Raw genomic sequence first — 15,786 nt, 5'->3', positions numbered from 1 at the left:
GTACTTAGATGTTCCGTTAAAAATACTAGAAATTAATTAATAGGGAATTTTTATAACTATGGCTGTTGAAACTCGCGGTTTTCAGACAGAAGCAAAGCAGCTTCTACATTTAATGATCCACTCTCTTTACAGCAATAAAGAGATATTCTTGAGAGAGTTAATTTCTAACGCATCTGATGCGGTTGATAAGCTTCGTTTTGAGGCCCTTACTGACTCCTCGCTTTACGAAGACTCTCCAGACCTGAGGGTTCGCATCAGTGCTGACTCTGAAGCAGGCACCATTACTATTCAAGATAATGGCATAGGCATGTCACGCGAGGAGGTTATTGACCACCTTGGGACAATTGCAAAATCAGGAACGGCCCAGTTTTTAAGTAACTTGAGCGGCGACGAGAAAAAAGATTCGCAACTAATAGGCCAATTTGGGGTTGGATTTTACTCTGCATTTATTGTCGCGGATAAGGTTGTTGTTGAAACTAGAAGGGCTGGATTGCAAGCAGGCAAGGCTGTTCGTTGGGTTTGTGATGGCGATGCTGAGTACACAATAGAAGATATTAAAAAATCAGATAGAGGAACATCTATCACCTTATATTTAAAAGAGGATGAGCTGGAATTTTCTGCAGATTTAAGAGTACGCAGTACGATTAAGAAATACTCAGATCATATTTCAGTGCCTATTGAGGTAAAAAAACCTTCACCTATCCCGTTAGATGAAACCGAAGAATCCAAAGAGGGGGAGAAAGCGAAAAAAACCACAAAAACCAAGAAAACCAAGAAATCCAAGAAAAATGAGGATGAAGAGTTTCAGACAGTTAACGCAGCCACAGCTCTTTGGACTCGACAAAAAAGTGACATCAAGGACGAAGAGTATCAGGAATTTTATAAGTACCTGTCCCATGATCTTCTTGATCCCTTGTCTTGGAGTCACAATCGAGTTGAAGGTAAGTTGGATTACACTAGCATACTTTTTATTCCCTCCAGCGCGCCTTTTGATCTCCACAATTATGAGGCATCCAGAGGCTTGAAGTTGTATATCCAGCGCACCTTTATAATGGATGATGCTTCGCAATTCCTTCCAAGATATCTTCGATTTGTTAAGGGAATTTTGGACTCTAGTGATCTTCCTTTGAATATTTCTCGTGAAATACTACAGGGCAATTCAGATGTTGACAGCATGCGTAGCGCTTTAACAAAAAGAGTGCTGGATATGCTGGAAAAAATGTCGAAAGAATCCCTTGATCAATATATGAGCTTCTGGCATATTTTTGGTAGTGTTCTCAAAGAAGGCCCCGCTGAAGATTTTGTTAATCGCGAGCGTATTGCGAGTCTATTTAAGTACTCTACCACCAAAACAGAAGGATCAGAGCAAACAGCAAATTTTGCTGATTATATAGCTCGAATGAAAGAAGGGCAGGATAAGATTTACTATCTTGTTGCAGAAAACCTAAATGCTGCTCGCAACAGTACCTATCTTGAAGTTTTTCAACAAAAGGATATCGAGGTTTTACTTCTGACTGATAGGCTAGATGAGTGGACTCTGTCCCATCTTTTTCAGTTTGATGGAAAGACTTTGCAGGATGTTACAAAGGGCGATCTAGATGAGTCTATTTTTGGCGGTCCCGAGAAAATAGATGAAAAAAATGAGGTAGAATCTTCAGAAATCATAGAAAAAATTAAAGCTAACCTAGCTGGCCGAGTCGATAGTGTACGTGAAACACGTCGATTGACTGGTTCTCCAGCATGCTTGGTTTATGCAGAGCATTCATTAAGCCCTCAGATGCGAAAAATGATGTCTGCAGCCGGACAGGAAGTTCCAGAGGATTTACCTGGCCTTGAAATAAACCTTACTCATTCCTTGGTCGTACTTCTTGGTGAAACCAGCAACGATGAAAGATTTGGTGAATTAACCGAGCTTCTTTATGATCAGGCAATACTTTCTGCTGGGCAACAATTAGATAATCCGTCTTTATTTGTAAAAAGACTCAATCAATTGTTATTTGATGGAAAATCTGATTGATAGCTATAGTTTAAGAGTTAGGACTATAATCCGACAAACAACATTGAAGTCAAGCCATGGTCTCATTCGGTAAGATAGTAGTTTTGGGCGGAGGCAGTTTCGGTACTGCCTTGGCCAACATGGTCGCTGAAAATGGGCACAAAGTTGTCTTATGGATGAGAAGCGAAGAAAATGCTAAGAAGTGTTCGCATTCTCGCGAAAATGCCAGATACCTACCAGGTTGTCTGCTTGATCCTAGGCTAGAGTTTTCTTCTGACTTGAAAGCTTCTTTGAGAGATGCTGATGTAGTATTTTTTGCTGTACCCAGCAAAGCATTCAGAAAATTAGCCAATGAGGCTAGTAGATATGTTGTTTCAGGCGTTCAGGTTATTAGTACAGCAAAAGGTATTGAGATCGGGACATTTAAATTAATGAGCCAGATTCTCGAAGAGGAGCTACCTCAAGCTCGGGTGGGTGTCATTAGCGGACCTAACCTCGCTATAGAAATTGCTAATAAAGCAATTACAGCCACCGTAGTAGCAAGCAACAATCCTCAGGTTTGTTGCGATACCCAGCAATTGCTAAGTTCGTATTATTTTCGTGTTTATGCCAATTCAGATAGGCTTGGTGTTGAGCTTGCAGGGGCGTTGAAAAATATTTATGCCATCGCGTCAGGTATTTCTGCTTCTATGAAAATGGGTCAAAATACAGTCAGTGTACTTGTTACCAGAAGTCTAGCTGAAATGAGCCGGTTTTCTGCTGCTCTTGGGGCTAATCCTATGACTTTTTTGGGATTGAGCGGTGTTGGAGACCTTTTTGTGACCTGTACCTCACCTTTAAGTAGAAATTATCAGATTGGCTTAGCTTTGGGTCGCGGCCTTTCTATTGACGAGGCAACAGTAGAAGTGGGGCATGTAGCAGAGGGAATAAACACAACCCGAATGATTAAAGAGGAGGCTGAAAAGTTACAAATCTATATGCCGCTCGTGAATGCCTTATACGAAACAATGTTTAATGGTAGGCCTGTAGAAGAGGTTTTAAAAACTATGATGCTTGCAGAGCAAAATACCGATGTGGAGTTCATAGATAAGTAGTTTTTATGTCTTGCTGGCCTGAAAAATAGTAGTGAGGACTGAATGGAAAATCAAACTAAAATAAATTTGCGTAATATCGATAACTGGATTCGAGCTTTGTACATGGTTTTGTTTGGACTCCTGTCTATTGTTTCCCGAATCATTGTATTTATTGTTAGCTTCATGCAATTTGCAGTAGTAGCTTGGTCTGGAAAACCAAATAGAAACCTACAATCTTTTGGCCAAGGAGTTTCTATATGGACGTGCCAAGCATTTCTATTCCTAACCTACAATAATGATCAAAAGCCGTTCCCCTTCTCAGATTGGCCTGAGGTTGAGCTACCCACAGAGACTGTTGTCGAGCAAGATCCATCTGCTTCTGAAGTAGATGATATACCTACTTTTGTTGAAAAAGATGATAAGAAGCCAGAGGTATAATTAAAAGTCCAGTAAACAATTAACCTTAGGTCACAAAGTGGTTATCTACCTGCTTCGACATGGTTATTCTCCTTATGATTTGACCATGTGTCAGCGTGTATTATCTCTTCAGGGCAGAATAGACGCTCAGAAAGTAATTTTCTAGCATTTGGTTAAATTTGAGAAAATTCAACTCATCGTATGCAGTGCAACAGCTCGTACCAAGAAAACTCTCCAGGTGGTCTCCGACGTTCTAAGCTATTCAGAAAAAATATTAACGGATAATGCGTTGTGTTACGAGGGAAAAGTTGACATAGTTCAGGCATACATCGATGCGCTCATAGATAAATGTAGTCTAAAAAGCGTACTTTTACTTATCCGTCAGCCCTTGATTGGTAATATCTTAGAGTGCATTACTGATGGAACATGGCTAGCATGGTCCATGAATGCTAGCTCTTTGGCAGCTATTGAGGCAATTGGCTTTTCTCGAGGATGCAGTGAACTTAAACTGATGACTCACCCTTAGTGTACAAAAATCGTCTCGAGAGCTAATCTTTGAGGAGAAAAAGAAACTCGTTTCTTGTGGCCTGCTGATCACGGAAACAGCCTAGCATTGCTGAAGTTTTCATAATAGAGTTTTGTTTTTCCACACCTCGCATCATCATGCACATATGCTTAGCTTCTATGATAACAGCAACCCCAGATGCCCCTGTGACATCTTCAATTGTTTTGGCGATCTGCGTTACTAGATTTTCTTGAATTTGCAAGCGTCTCGCGAACATGTCTACTACTCGTGCGACTTTTGATAGACCTAGAACTCTGCCATTGGGAATGTAGGCTACATGACACTTGCCAATAAATGGCAATAAGTGATGCTCGCAGAGCGAGTAAAGTTCAATGTCCTTAACTACAACCATTTCTCTAGACTCGGAGGGAAATAAAGCATTATTGATAATCTCTTCAAGGTTCTGATGGTAGCCTCTAGTGAGAAAACTAAACGAATCCGAGGCCCTTTTGGGAGTGTCAATCAAGCCAGGTCTGGAGATGTCCTCACCAGTGGACTCGATAATTTTTTTAAAGCAATCTATGGTCATTAACGCCTTCTCAGTTTTTAGTTTAATGTGATTGAAGTTGAATGAATCTAATAAATGAATTTTTATTTTAAATAATGATTTTTTGAGCATTTAGAATAGCACAAACTTTGGGACAGATGTTTGCTGCAATGTTAGCAATTATGACTAAATTGTTAAATAATTTTCATGTAATAGCTACTCACGCAAAGATATCTAGATTATCGTCTATAATATGATAATAATTTTTTGTGTGCCTCTGACATTATGATATTGTTAGATGAATATATTTGGATGTGTTTATGTCAGGTAATACTATTGGAAAACTGTTTTCTGTAACCACTTTTGGCGAGAGCCATGGACCATCTTTGGGTTGCATTGTTGATGGGTGTCCTCCTGGTCTTGAGATATCTGAGGAAGATATACAGTACGATCTAGATCGACGCAAACCAGGGAAGTCTCGCTATACCACTCAACGCATGGAGGGTGATGAGATAAAAATATTGTCAGGTATTTTTGAAGGAAAAACAACGGGCACACCTATAGGCCTGATAATCGAAAATACTGATCAGCGCTCAAAAGATTATTCTAATATTAAAGACCAATTTCGACCCGCTCATGCCGATTATACTTATCAAAAAAAATATGGCCTTCGAGATTATAGAGGAGGGGGCCGCTCATCGGCTCGTGAAACAGCCATGCGTGTTGCAGCAGGAGTTATTGCTAAAAAATATTTATACCAAAAAGAAGGAATTGTAATTAGAGGATATTTGTCTCAACTAGGCCCCATAAAAGCAGAAAAAATTATTTTAGAGGAGGTGGAAAATAACCCTTTCTTCTGTCCAGATCCCGACAAAGTTTCAGAGATGGAGCTTTACATGCAGGCTTTGCTAAAAGAAGGTAATTCTGTTGGTGCTAAAATAACAGTGACAGCAAGCAATATGCCTGTAGGTTTAGGAGAACCAGTGTTTGACCGTCTTGATGCAGACATAGCGCATGCGTTAATGAGCATTAATGCAGTAAAGGGAGTTGAAATAGGCTCTGGTTTTGATTCGGTCAGTCAAGTGGGCAGCGAGCATCGAGACGAAATCACTCCAGATGGCTTCCTATCGAATAATGCTGGCGGTATTTTGGGTGGGATTTCCACTGGGCAGAATATCGTTGCAAATATAGCCTTGAAACCAACAAGCAGTCTTCGTATACCGGGTCGTTCAATTGATGTAAATGGCAACCCTATAGAGGTTGTCACGAAAGGCAGGCATGACCCTTGCGTGGGTATTCGAGCAACCCCGATAGCTGAAGCAATGCTAGCAATTGTACTAATGGATCATTTGCTAAGACAAAGGGCCCAAAACTTTGATGTTGTCATCAGCTCAACACCATAAGCTATAAAATCTTATCTAATTGTGAAAAATATGCCCCAGCTATTAGTCCCATATTGGCGCTTATCAGCCTTCTATTTCTGTTTTTTTGGCCTACTGGGTGCCCTGCATCCTTACTGGTCATTATTTCTATATTCAAAAGGTTTCAGTGTTACCGACATAGGAATTTTACTGGCTATACCTATGGCTACAAAAATGATTGCTCCCAATATTTGGGGATGGCTGTCTGATTATACAGGGAGGAGGTCGGCCGTTGTTCGACTGGGTGCCTTCCTTTCTTGCCTCTGTTTTCTCGGTATTTTTATCGATCAAAAATTTTGGTCGATTGCATTAGTGATGATTGGATACAGTTTTTTTTGGAATGCTATTCTTCCTCAACATGAAGTCATTACCATGAGCTATCTTGAGAAAGCTCCAGAGACCTATAGTCGAATTCGTTTATGGGGCTCTGTGGGGTTTATTGCCTCTGTGCTAGGCGGTGGATTTTGGTTTGACTCCCATGATATAGATACACTACCTATTGTTGGACTAATGCTTTTGATTGGTATCTTTTTATCTAGTATATTTGTACCTAATGCTACGCTTGGCTCCAATAGAAAATCTAGCGATAGGTTTATTTCGGTAGCAACACGAACCCCTGTAGTTGTATTTCTTTTGGTTGGCTTATTGATGCAGCTTTCCCATGGCGTGTACTACAGTTTTTTTAGTATTTATTTGGAATCTTTCGGATATAGTCGTGCAGGTATTGGTGCTATTTGGTCTATTGGGGTAGCAGCAGAAGTCATTGTGTTCTTGATGATGTATAGATTGCTTTTGCATATTGGTGTGCGATTAATTGTGCTGGGCTGCCTATTTTTTGCGACATTGCGATGGCTAATTATAGGCTACTATGCTGACGAATTATGGCTATTAATTTTAGCTCAAGTTTTACATGCATTCACTTTCGGCGCTTTTCATGCCGCCTGCATGGAGTGTGTCCGCAGATTTTTTGATGTAAGCTGCCAAGGAAAGGCTCAAGCGTTATATAGTTCATGCTGCTATGGCGCTGGTGGGGCTATTGGCTCTTACACTGGAGGTCTTGTCTGGGATGTGACGCCGATTTATGCTTTTAATTATGCAGCATTATCGAGTTTTATTGCCTTTCTTGTTGCATGGTTTTGGCTAAGGGATGCAAAATTGACCCTTGATAAATAATTGAAGGCACTCTATTAATAATAACTGTTAGTAACACTACTATTAGCCTCTTTAGCCATAAGAAAGGACTTAGAATGAAGTATATATTTATAGCTCTAATTGTAGTGACTGTAGTGTGCTGGTACCCAAGGTATGATTTGTTTGTCAAAGAGAATTTTTTTGACGAGCACCGATCGTTGGTGCAGGCTGGATTTATGACTACTGTCGGTTGCCATAAGGCGGCTAATAAAATGAAAGTAAAATATTATATGTGTGAACCAAAAGTACAATGGCGGAGGTGGTTCTTGGCTGATGATGCAAAAGCTACAAATAACCAATCAGACCTGCCTTCGTATTGAAAAAAGAAAAACACAGATAGCGCCTTGAAGATTTTACTTTAGCGGTAAGCTGTATAGGAAATTATGTTTCTTGAATAATTACTTAGTGATACTTTAATGCCAAAATATGACATCAATATTCATAAATTTCATGAAAAGAAAAAAAGATTTCTTGCGCGAGAACAAGCTATCATAAATAGCGCTATACGATTAGCAAAAAAACAAGGTATAGCTAATATTACGATTTCTTTGATTGCTAAGCATGCAGGAATCGGTAAAGGAACAATCTATAAGCATTTTATTTCCAAGACAGAAATATTAATGCGCATCTTGCTTGATTACGAGAATAAAATTATAGCCAGTCTTCAGCTGAGCATGGGGGCGACTGATAGCGATCCCTTTGCCCCTATACAGCTTTATCTTAAGATGCGCTTGGCTGACCCAAGGCTAGATCGTCTTATGCAGCAGCTGGAAGACCAGCTAAAGTATGATATTCAGGTTGCTAAAAGTATGGCTCAATTTTATGCTTTAAGGCGCTCTAATATAGCCTCCATCAATGAAGCAATTCTACTGCTTATTAAAAAAGGTTTGTTGCAAGACGCGCCCTCATCGCACTATTATTTTTCATATCTTGCCTTGGTTCAGGGAGCTGTAGATTTATCTCTAGCAGGAAATTTTAAGCTTGACACTGATGATAGAGAGAGTTTTTTAAGCTTTATTCTTGAGATTGGGACCACTATGGGCAAGACATCAAGTTAATTGGCATCTGGGGTGTACTGGCTCACTTTGTGCTTAGTAATTGTTCACATGTTTGGATAATTTGGGCCTCCTCCTTCAGGGGTCACCCAGTTTATGTTTTGAGAGGGATCCTTGATATCACAAGTTTTGCAATGAATGCAATTCTGCGAGTTGATCTGAAATTTCTTAGATCCGTCATTGTTGGTTAATATCTCATAAACCCCTGCTGGACAGTACCGTTGTGCAGGCTCGTCAAAAACAGGAAGATTATAAGATATAGGTAAATCCTCATCTTTCAGCACTAGGTGGTTGGGTTGATTGCCTTCATGGTTGGTGTTGGAAAGAAATACTGATGACAGCTTATCAAAACTAATGATACTGTCAGGTCTCTTGTAATCAAGAGGCTTCGATTTGCTCGCTGTGTTTAGTTTAGAGTGATCAGCTTTTGGGTCTCGAAGAGTCCAAGGTAGCTTGCCGTTAAATACATTGATATCTATGAATGCGTAAATAGAGCCAAGCATGTTTCCCCATTTGTGTTGCGCTGGACCAAAATTACGCTGCATTTCTAGTTCTTTGTAAGCCCAGCTATCTTTGTAGGTTTCCGAGAAACCTAAAGGATCCGTATGCTTTTTATTTGTCTGAATTGCTGTAGCAATAGTTTCTGCTGCCACCATTCCAGATTTCATTGCACAGTGTATGCCTTTTATTTTTGCATTATTTAATGTGCCTGCGTTGTCTCCGATCAGGATTCCGCCAGGAAAGGTCATTTTTGGTTGTGATTGTAAGCCGCCTTTTGCTAATGCTTTTGCCCCATAAGAAATTCTTTTTCCGCCCTTTAGATGTTTTGATATTAGAGGATGATGCTTGTAGCGTTGAAATTCATCATAAGGGCTTACAAAAGGATTGGTATAGGAGAGATCAGTAATGAGACCAACTACTATTTGATTGTTATCAGCATGATATAGAAAACCACCACCAGTTGATCCACTCTCGTTCAGCGGCCATCCTGCACTGTGAAGCACTAGGCCAGGCTGATGGATATCTGGTGGTATCGACCAGAGCTCTTTTATTCCCAAACCGTAATGCTGTGGATCGCAAGCATCATCCAGGGAAAACTTTTCAATAATCTCTTTGCCTAGATGCCCTCTGCAGCCCTCTGAGAAAAGAGTATATTTTCCTCGAAGTTCCATACCTGGGGTATAGGAGGCTTTCTTTTCGTTTTTAGCATCAACTCCCATATCACCTGTAACAACGCCCGCAATAGCACCATTGTCGGCGTACAGGACACTTGCTGCAGGAAAGCCCGAAAAGATTTCCACGCCTAAATTTTCCGCTTGCTCCGCCAGCCAGCGACATAGGTTGCCTAAACTGATAACGAAGTTGCCTTTGTTAGACATAGTCTTTGGCGCAAAAAAAGAGGGAATTTTTATTGCTTTATTTTTAGTAAGAAAATACAAGCTATCTTTAGAAACAGGAGTGCTAGCTGGTGCCCCTTGGTCTTTCCAGTCTGGAAAAAGTTCATTTAAGGCTGTTGGCTCCAAAATAGCACCGGAAAGTATATGAGCGCCTACTTCTGATCCTTTTTCTAAAACAACAACTGAGATATCCGCATTCATTTGCTTTAATCTGCATGCAGCCGAAAGGCCGGAAGGTCCGGCGCCAACAATAACCACATCGTAGTCCATATACTCAAGATCCATTGGGCGCTCCTTGATGATTTTCTGTGATAATTTGAATTATTGCAAAGGATAGATATCTCTTGCAAAGATAAATCTTCCAGATCATCCTAATATATTACTTTTTACGGGGCCATCAAACATTATAGGGATAATTTTGTATCCCTATAAACAAGAAATTGATTTAAAATACCATGTAAAGTATATTTTTAATTCCACCCCAAGACTAGTAAGTCTTTGAGGTATAGCAGAAGTTACAACTCTATAAAAGGTATCAAAGGATTTTGCCATGAAGGTGCTGGTTGCTATTAAGCGTGCTGTAGATTACAACGTTAAAGTTAGACCCAATTCCGATGGTTCAGGTGTTGATCTTAATAATTTAAAAATGTCGATTAATCCTTTTTGTGAGATTGCCGTAGAGGAAGCTGTTCGACTTAAAGAGAAGGGCGCCGTTACGGAAATTATTGTCGTATCCTTGGGGCCTCAGAAGGCACAGGAGCAGGTTCGTGCTGCATTAGCCATGGGTGCAGATAGGGGAATTTTAATTAAGATTGAAGAGACGATAGAAATCGAACCCTTAGCGATTGCAAAATGCCTGAAGATCGTTTGCGATGAAGAAAAACCTGATCTTGTATTGATGGGGAAACAGTCGATAGATGGCGATAATAATCAAACAGGACAAATGTTAGCTGCATTGGCGAGATATCCGCAAGGAACATTTGCCTCTGAGGTGGTTATCGATAATGGTAGTGTTTTTGTGACTCGAGAAATTGATGGTGGCCTTCAAACAATTAAGCTTGCCTTGCCTGCTATTGTGACTACAGATCTTAGATTAAATGTACCGAGATATGCCTCTCTTCCAAATATAATGAAAGCGAAGCAGAAGCCTATTCGTGAAATAACAGCAGAAGAACTAGGTGTTGATATCACTTCGCGTGTTTCTATTGTGAGCGTTAGTGCCCCCGTAGGCCGCCCTGAAGGAGTTAAAGTAGGCAGCGTGGATGAATTACTAGATAAATTAAAAAATGAAGCGAAGGTTATATAATGGCCATACTAGTTATTGCAGAGCATGACAATAGGAACTTAAAGACAGCAACACTTAATGCTGTTGCTGCAGCTCAAGTTCTAGGCGATAGTATTGATATCTTAGTGGCTGGTTTTGGTTGTGAGACAGTTGCTACCGAGACTTCAAGGGTCCCAGGAATCAAAAGGGTTCGACTTGCAGATAATAAAGTCTATGCTAATCAACTTGCAGAGAACGTTGCTCCATTAATCGCAGAAATCGCACCTGAGTATTCGCATGTATTAATGTCTTCGACAACTACAGGAAAAAATATTATTCCTCGCGCGGCTGCATTGATTGACGTACAGTCAATTTCTGATGTCATAACTGTTGAGGCTGAAGATATCTTTAGACGTCCTATATATGCAGGAAATATCATTGCAACAGTCAAAAGTAACGACGTAATTAAGTTAATGACAATTAGGACAACAGCTTTTAACATTGCTGCTTCTGAAGGCGGTTCTGCTGCAGTTGAAACTCTTAACAGTATTCATGATTTCGAGAAATCAGAGTTTATTAGGAATGACTTGGCTATTTCTGAAAGACCAGAGTTAACGTCAGCAAAAATTGTTATTTCTGGTGGTCGAGGGATGGGAAGTAGCGAGAACTTTGGTTTGCTGGAAAAAATTGCTGATAAGCTAGGAGCTGCAGTTGGAGCATCAAGGGCTGCAGTCGATGCAGGCTTTGTTCCTAATGATATGCAGGTTGGTCAGACCGGAAAAATTGTTGCTCCAGAGCTTTATATTGCTGTAGGAATTTCTGGTGCTATCCAACATTTGGCGGGGATGAAAGACAGTAAGGTCATTGTTGCGATCAACAAAGATCCCGATGCTCCTATTTTTCAGGTTGCAGATTATGGTTTGGTAGCAGACTTGTTTGATGTGATGCCAGAGATTGATGGCAAGTTATCAGAATATACAAGCTAGATCTTTAGTGAAATCCAGACCGGGCAATGATCTGATGGCTTGTCCATCCCTCTTGCTGTGTGATCAATTCCTACGCTAGATATCATGTTAGTTAGTGATTTGGAAGTTAAAATTAAATCAATTCTCAATCCGCGCTTAGGCTCCATTTCAAATCCGCGACTGCGATAATCAAACCAACTATACCTGTTGATTTCTTTTGGGTGGAAATGTTGATAGGTGTCGGTTAGCCCCCATTTTTCTAACCTTTGCAGCCACTTCCTTTCTTCAGGAAGAAAGCAACACTTCCCCGTGCGCAGCCAACGTTTTTTATTTTCATCCCCTATACCGATATCTAAATCCATTGGCGCCACATTCATGTCACCCATAACAAGCAAGAGATCGTTGGGGTTGTATTTGAACGCAAGATGATCTGCGAGATCGGAATAGAATTTTTGTTTATATGGAAATTTTTTATTATGCGAGCGGGACTCTCCTTGAGGAAAATATCCATTCAAAATGCTTATTTTCTTGTTTTGAAAATTAAATTCTCCAGTGATTAAACGTTTTTGATTTTCATTGTTATCATGTGGGAACCCCTTATCGCTATTAATTATTGGCAATCGATAGAGGAGCGCTACGCCATAGTGACCTTTTTGTCCGTGAAAAGTGACGTCATAGCCTAATTCTTGTATATCTTTTACTGGGAACTCTTCATTGGAAACCTTGGTTTCTTGTAGGCCAATAATGTCTGGCTCATGGTTACTGATAATAGATTTTAGCTGACTTATTCTGGCCCTAAGCCCATTGGCATTAAAAGACATAATTTTCATATTTATTAACGTGCTCTTGCTTGCTTTTCTGAAGATAAAAATATGTGATTCAAATAATCTGCAAAAATATTACCAGCCTCATAGAGTATTAAATCTTTCTCTGACAAAGGGCGTTGATCCTCATCTTTGTTTTTATCCTTGCTTGCATTTTTTTCAGAGCGCCACTCTTCTATAGATACATAATTTTTCTGTTTTTTGGCTTTGCGCCTCTTATTTTCTATTGCTAGCAAATTGTTGTCATATTCCTGTGATTGCATTTTCCGTTTCTTTTCATTCAAGGAAAGCTCCTTGATCGATGAGCGTTCTTTTATGAGACTGAGTTCTTCTTTTAGGTAAACTAGATCAGGGTCCTCTAGGAGTCTTTTGTGGTGCGAGCGTCGCAAAATGTCTATTGGAGGATTTTTTAAGAGAGCGCTCCAATAAATGCTATGCTTTGCTGGAGCAATGGTATCCCAAGGCAAAGCATTTTTTAGAGCGCTCTCTCCGACTCTTTCGATATCATAGGGAGAGGGTAGTTCAATATCTGGAATGATGCCGAGAAGTTGAGTACTTTCGCCAGAAACACGATAAAATTTAGACTCAGTGAGCTTTATTTGACCTTCTTTTAAGGGTAGCTGGATTTGAACTGTCCCTTTGCCGTAACTTTTAGAGCCGACAATAAGTCCTCTGTTGTAGTCTTGTATTGCTCCAGCAAAAATTTCAGAAGCTGACGCACTCAACCGATTGATTAAAACCAATAAAGGTCCATTGTAATAAATACTAGACCTTGACTGGTGAGCCCGGGAAGTAACATTGTTAGCGTTCTTTACCTGGACAATAGGACCTTTGCCAATAAATAAATCAGTTAACATTGTTGCCTCTTGAAGGAATCCTCCACCATTATTTCTTAAGTCAAGAATGAAGCCATCTACATTTTTTTCTGTATGTAGTTCATTGATGAGCCGCACAACATCTTTAGTTGTGCTTTTAAAATCAGGGTCATTGCTGTGAAGCGCATCCACGTCGAGATAAAAAGTAGGGATCTCAATTACACCAATTTTATAGATATGATTATTCCCATCTACAGTTGTAGGAACTTCAATTATTTCGGATTTCGCTGCTTGTTCTTCAAGTTGTATTTTATCTCTCACGATCTCAATTTTTTGATTAGCACCTGTTATGCTGCCTTTCGCTGGAACAATTTCTAGCCTTACAAGACTGTTTTTCTTTCCTCGGATCAATTCAACAACATCATCAAGTCGCCAGCCAACTACATCAATAAAGTCTTGTTTTTTTTGTGCTACAGCAACAATTTTATCACCAGTCTTAAGAATGCCTTGTTTGTCAGCGGGACCGCCTTTAATAACGCTTACAATGGTTGTGTGCTCTCCATCTAACTCAAGAACAGCTCCAATACCTGTTAGTGATAGAGATAGCGAGATTCGAAAATTCTTCATCGATCTCGGGGATAAATAAGATGTATGCGGATCAAAAAGACCAGTTAGCGCGTTCATATAGAGCTGAAAAACATCTTCACTATCACTTTGATGGATGCGTTTTTTAAGATTAGTGTATCGTTTTATAAGAAGTTTTCTAACTTCTTCCGGATCTTTGTCGTTTAGTTTTAGCCGAAGATATGCTTCCTTGGTTTTTTTGCGCCAGTAATTATCGGAGTCCTTTGTGGAATCTTGCCATTTATTAGCTTCTGTATCGATGGATAAAGACTCATCTTTATTTAGATCAAATATAAACCCGCTCTCAAGCAGGGCGATATTTTCTTGAAGTCGTTTCGATGCTCTTTGCTGATAACGTTTATATATAAAAAATCCAGGACTCAGATCCCCAGATTTTAGTAGGTCATCTAACTTAAATTTCCATTTCTGAAATTCGTTTATGTCTTCTTGAAGGAAATAGCTTTTTGTGGGATCTAAGAGCCCAAGGTATTGGGTTAATAAATTTTGTGAAAGGGCGTCATCTATGGGTTGTTTCTGAAAGTGTTGAGTTGTCAGTTTTTTTATAATATCAACGGTTGTTTCGGCCTGATTGGAGCTAAAGGTAATACTGTCCTTATCGACTTGAGCGATACTCTCAGCTGTCGAGAGAGGGCTGAGCCACGTTGCTTGGATAATTACAGCTAGCCGTAGTAAAAAAAACATTAGGCCTCCATTTTGTTTTATGGGCGGGTTTATATCCTAGTGTATCAAAATTGACTGGATATAAGCCTCTTAAAAATTTAAATTTACAGGATTGCTTAGGCAGTCTAAAAAAATTAGTAGGTCAAATACTGCAATACAGGGACTGCAATATCGCTGAAATAGAGATATGCTTGCATAAAATATCCACAACTAGGCTATATCCAAGATGAACAACACTATACGTCCAGCAGCATTGGTTACCGGTGGCGCCACCAGACTAGGCTTGGCTTTTGCAAATTCTTTAGCTCAAGCGGGCTATGATGTTGCTTTGCATTATAACGGCTCTGCTGCTGCCGCAGATTTAGCTGTAAAAAATATTGAGAGCCTAGGTGTTGCATGCACTACCTTTCAGGCAGACTTGTCTGAGCCTAATCCTGGGGAGCTTATAAACAACGTACTGGAATCCTATCCAAATTTAACTGTCTTAATTAATAGTGCTTCAGTTTACGATGCGGCAACAATCAGTAATACAGATATTGGGATGTTGCAAAAACAGTTTACAGTCAATTTTTTTGCACCTTTCCTTCTCACCCAGGCTTTTGCGAAGGGCTGCGCTCTCAGACCCGACCCTAGCGGCGTCGTTATCAATATTTTAGACAACAAAGTCTCTTTTCAGCAGTACAGTTATGCCGCATACCTTCTTTCAAAAAAATCCCTTGCTGAGTTCACTCGCCTTGCCGCTATTGAATATGCGCCGCATGTTCGTGTAAATGCTATAGCTCCAGGAGTTATTTTACCCGGAAGCGAGAGAACCTCTGATTATCTGGCATGGAGGATTGAAGGAATACCTCTAAAGATGCAAGGCAAAGCTGATCATCTTTTAAGGGCAATGAACTATCTGCTGGCAAATGAATTTGTGACAGGGCAAATTCTTACGGTCGATGGAGGAGAGGGTATCAATCACCAAGGTTTAAATGCAGAGCAGTTTAATAAAAAAGAAGAATTGTAAAA

15 protein-coding genes are annotated in these 15,786 nt (G+C 40.0%); 11 read left to right on the top strand and 4 right to left on the bottom strand.

The features are described 5' to 3' along the window. Positions 1–58: 58 nt before the first annotated feature. The 4 genes from htpG to ABXT41_RS03830 all read left to right on the top strand — a co-directional run bounded on the left by htpG (position 59) and on the right by ABXT41_RS03830 (position 4,012). Positions 59–2,017 (top strand): molecular chaperone HtpG, encoded by a 1,959-nt coding sequence (gene htpG / locus ABXT41_RS03845; RefSeq protein WP_415390208.1) that lies wholly within the window; start codon positions 59–61, stop codon positions 2,015–2,017. Positions 2,018–2,073: 56 nt separating this feature from the next. Further along, the gene (locus tag ABXT41_RS03840; protein ID WP_415390207.1) at positions 2,074–3,090 is read left to right on the top strand and encodes an NAD(P)H-dependent glycerol-3-phosphate dehydrogenase; all 1,017 of its coding nucleotides are present in this window, start codon (positions 2,074–2,076) and stop codon (positions 3,088–3,090) included. A gap of 42 nt (positions 3,091–3,132) precedes the next feature. After that, positions 3,133–3,507: a DUF4389 domain-containing protein gene (locus ABXT41_RS03835; protein ID WP_415390206.1), complete on the top strand. Its 375-nt coding sequence runs from the start codon at positions 3,133–3,135 to the stop codon at positions 3,505–3,507. Between the two features lie 217 nt (positions 3,508–3,724). Next, positions 3,725–4,012 (top strand): hypothetical protein, encoded by a 288-nt coding sequence (locus ABXT41_RS03830; protein ID WP_415390205.1) that lies wholly within the window; start codon positions 3,725–3,727, stop codon positions 4,010–4,012. 22 nt (positions 4,013–4,034) lie between these two features. On the opposite strand, the gene folE is transcribed toward ABXT41_RS03830, so the two are convergent. Further along, on the bottom strand, positions 4,035–4,580 hold the full coding sequence (gene folE / locus ABXT41_RS03825; protein ID WP_415390204.1) for a GTP cyclohydrolase I FolE: 546 nt from the start codon (positions 4,578–4,580) through the stop codon (positions 4,035–4,037). A 278-nt stretch (positions 4,581–4,858) separates the two neighbouring features. Here folE and aroC point away from each other — a divergent pair, with 278 nt between their 5' ends. The 4 genes from aroC (at position 4,859) to ABXT41_RS03805 (ending at position 8,208) form a co-directional block, all read left to right on the top strand. Beyond that, positions 4,859–5,941 carry a chorismate synthase gene (aroC, locus tag ABXT41_RS03820; RefSeq protein WP_415390203.1) on the top strand — a complete coding sequence of 361 codons (1,083 nt, stop codon included), beginning with the start codon at positions 4,859–4,861 and terminating at the stop codon, positions 5,939–5,941. Positions 5,942–5,971: 30 nt separating this feature from the next. Beyond that, complete coding sequence (locus ABXT41_RS03815) at positions 5,972–7,132, top strand: MFS transporter (protein ID WP_415390202.1); 1,161 nt, start codon at positions 5,972–5,974, stop codon at positions 7,130–7,132. Positions 7,133–7,206: 74 nt separating this feature from the next. Next, positions 7,207–7,470 (top strand): hypothetical protein, encoded by a 264-nt coding sequence (locus ABXT41_RS03810; RefSeq protein ID WP_415390201.1) that lies wholly within the window; start codon positions 7,207–7,209, stop codon positions 7,468–7,470. Positions 7,471–7,566: 96 nt separating this feature from the next. Further along, entirely contained in the window at positions 7,567–8,208 is a 642-nt protein-coding gene (locus tag ABXT41_RS03805) for a TetR/AcrR family transcriptional regulator (RefSeq protein WP_415390200.1), read from the top strand. A gap of 44 nt (positions 8,209–8,252) precedes the next feature. Here ABXT41_RS03805 and ABXT41_RS03800 read toward each other — a convergent pair whose 3' ends face one another. Further along, a complete protein-coding gene (locus tag ABXT41_RS03800; RefSeq protein WP_415390199.1) occupies positions 8,253–9,887 on the bottom strand; it encodes an electron transfer flavoprotein-ubiquinone oxidoreductase in 1,635 nt (544 codons plus the stop codon). Positions 9,888–10,152: 265 nt separating this feature from the next. Here ABXT41_RS03800 and ABXT41_RS03795 point away from each other — a divergent pair, with 265 nt between their 5' ends. Further along, positions 10,153–10,908, top strand: coding sequence for an electron transfer flavoprotein subunit beta/FixA family protein (locus ABXT41_RS03795; RefSeq protein WP_415390198.1), 756 nt, complete (start codon positions 10,153–10,155; stop codon positions 10,906–10,908). After that, positions 10,908–11,852, top strand: a complete 945-nt coding sequence (locus tag ABXT41_RS03790) for an FAD-binding protein (RefSeq protein WP_415390197.1) — start codon at positions 10,908–10,910, stop codon at positions 11,850–11,852. Before ABXT41_RS03795 ends, ABXT41_RS03790 begins: the two co-directional genes overlap by 1 nt. Here the strand turns inward: ABXT41_RS03790 and xthA are convergent. Next, positions 11,849–12,661, bottom strand: a complete 813-nt coding sequence (gene xthA / locus ABXT41_RS03785) for an exodeoxyribonuclease III (protein WP_415390196.1) — start codon at positions 12,659–12,661, stop codon at positions 11,849–11,851. The genes ABXT41_RS03790 and xthA overlap by 4 nt on opposite strands. Positions 12,662–12,666: 5 nt before the next feature. Next, complete coding sequence (locus tag ABXT41_RS03780; protein WP_415390195.1) at positions 12,667–14,796, bottom strand: carboxy terminal-processing peptidase; 2,130 nt, start codon at positions 14,794–14,796, stop codon at positions 12,667–12,669. Positions 14,797–15,001: 205 nt separating this feature from the next. Here ABXT41_RS03780 and ABXT41_RS03775 point away from each other — a divergent pair, with 205 nt between their 5' ends. Further along, entirely contained in the window at positions 15,002–15,784 is a 783-nt protein-coding gene (locus tag ABXT41_RS03775; RefSeq protein ID WP_415390194.1) for an SDR family oxidoreductase, read from the top strand. The last annotated feature ends 2 nt before the right edge of the window (positions 15,785–15,786 follow it).

Source organism: Porticoccus sp. Uisw_050_02 (assembly GCF_047729555.1).
GTDB lineage: Bacteria > Pseudomonadota > Gammaproteobacteria > Pseudomonadales > Porticoccaceae > Porticoccus.
The sequence above is the reverse complement of the archived record's forward strand: the minus strand, read 5'-3'. Positions and strand labels throughout refer to the sequence as shown.

What these genes read in the sequence shown, in the direction of transcription:
- xthA (WP_415390196.1), bottom strand. Translation starts at nt 12,661, where the DNA reads ATGAAAATTATGTCTTTTAATGCCAATGGGCTTAGGGCCAGAATAAGT.
- ABXT41_RS03790 (WP_415390197.1), top strand. Translation starts at nt 10,908, where the DNA reads ATGGCCATACTAGTTATTGCAGAGCATGACAATAGGAACTTAAAGACA.
- ABXT41_RS03775 (WP_415390194.1), top strand. Translation starts at nt 15,002, where the DNA reads ATGAACAACACTATACGTCCAGCAGCATTGGTTACCGGTGGCGCCACC.
- ABXT41_RS03835 (WP_415390206.1), top strand. Translation starts at nt 3,133, where the DNA reads ATGGAAAATCAAACTAAAATAAATTTGCGTAATATCGATAACTGGATT.
- ABXT41_RS03810 (WP_415390201.1), top strand. Translation starts at nt 7,207, where the DNA reads ATGAAGTATATATTTATAGCTCTAATTGTAGTGACTGTAGTGTGCTGG.
- htpG (WP_415390208.1), top strand. Translation starts at nt 59, where the DNA reads ATGGCTGTTGAAACTCGCGGTTTTCAGACAGAAGCAAAGCAGCTTCTA.
- aroC (WP_415390203.1), top strand. Translation starts at nt 4,859, where the DNA reads ATGTCAGGTAATACTATTGGAAAACTGTTTTCTGTAACCACTTTTGGC.
- ABXT41_RS03780 (WP_415390195.1), bottom strand. Translation starts at nt 14,796, where the DNA reads ATGTTTTTTTTACTACGGCTAGCTGTAATTATCCAAGCAACGTGGCTC.
- ABXT41_RS03815 (WP_415390202.1), top strand. Translation starts at nt 5,972, where the DNA reads ATGCCCCAGCTATTAGTCCCATATTGGCGCTTATCAGCCTTCTATTTC.
- ABXT41_RS03800 (WP_415390199.1), bottom strand. Translation starts at nt 9,887, where the DNA reads ATGGATCTTGAGTATATGGACTACGATGTGGTTATTGTTGGCGCCGGA.
- ABXT41_RS03805 (WP_415390200.1), top strand. Translation starts at nt 7,567, where the DNA reads ATGCCAAAATATGACATCAATATTCATAAATTTCATGAAAAGAAAAAA.
- ABXT41_RS03795 (WP_415390198.1), top strand. Translation starts at nt 10,153, where the DNA reads ATGAAGGTGCTGGTTGCTATTAAGCGTGCTGTAGATTACAACGTTAAA.
- folE (WP_415390204.1), bottom strand. Translation starts at nt 4,580, where the DNA reads ATGACCATAGATTGCTTTAAAAAAATTATCGAGTCCACTGGTGAGGAC.
- ABXT41_RS03840 (WP_415390207.1), top strand. Translation starts at nt 2,074, where the DNA reads ATGGTCTCATTCGGTAAGATAGTAGTTTTGGGCGGAGGCAGTTTCGGT.